This is a genomic window from Pseudomonas sp. K5002 (assembly GCF_013386655.1).
Taxonomy (GTDB): Bacteria; Pseudomonadota; Gammaproteobacteria; order Pseudomonadales; family Pseudomonadaceae; genus Aquipseudomonas.
Genome location: NZ_JACARK010001441.1, coordinates 1 through 804 on the forward strand (window position 1 = coordinate 1; position 804 = coordinate 804).

The 804-nt window shown below is 67.8% G+C and carries 1 protein-coding gene; it reads right to left on the reverse strand.

Going from position 1 to position 804, the window contains the following annotated elements; genetic code table 11:
• Positions 1–804 (reverse strand): DegT/DnrJ/EryC1/StrS family aminotransferase (locus HX846_RS37055; RefSeq protein ID WP_178967441.1); only part of this gene is annotated, 804 nt, incomplete at both ends.

An 804-nucleotide genomic window follows, 5' to 3' on the forward strand; every position in this document is an offset into this window, starting at 1 on the left:
CCGCAGGCGGCCTTGCTGCAAATGCTCGGGCAAGCGGGCCAGGGCTGCGGCGCCGACCTTCTGGCGATAGCCGCCGAGGCGGTGCAACGGAATATCGTTGACGGAAAAATCATCGCCCACCGCCGCCACTTCATCGCCCCGCGCCAACGCCGCCCGCAGCGGCTTGCCGTACACGTACCTCAGCCCGCGGGGCTGATACGCCGCGGCATAGCCCCACAGCTCGGCGCTGCGTTGCACTTCCCAGCGCAGGCTGAAGGGCAAGTCCTGCCGGCATTGCTGGTGCAACGCCTGATGCAGCGCCGGATCCCGGCTGAACAACACACCGCCTTCAGCCGTCGTCAGGCCTTTGCCCAGCGCCATGCTGAAAAAGCCGATGTCGCCTTTCAGTCCGACGCTTTTTCCATCATCCAGTGCGCCCATGGCTTGGGCGGCGTCTTCGATCACCGCAATGCCGAGTGGCTCGGCAATGCGCTTGGCAGCCTCCACATCCGCCACACGCCCGGCCAGATGAGTGACGACGATCGCCAAGGTGTTTTGGTTGCACAGCTGCGCCAGCTGGTGTTCGTCCAGGTCGATGCTGCCGGGCTGCAGATCGCACGCCACCACGCGCAAAGGCGGGCAGTGATGGGCCGCCAGGGCCACCAGCGGGCAGGTATAGGCCGGCACGATAAGCTCGGTGCGCCCAGGCGTGCGCTGCTGCAACACCCGCAGCGCCATGATCAGCGCGGCGGTGCCGGAGCAGGGCAGGGCCGGCAGCGGGATGTCGAGCTGTCGGGCCAGGTCGCGGGCCAGGTCGCCCGAGCG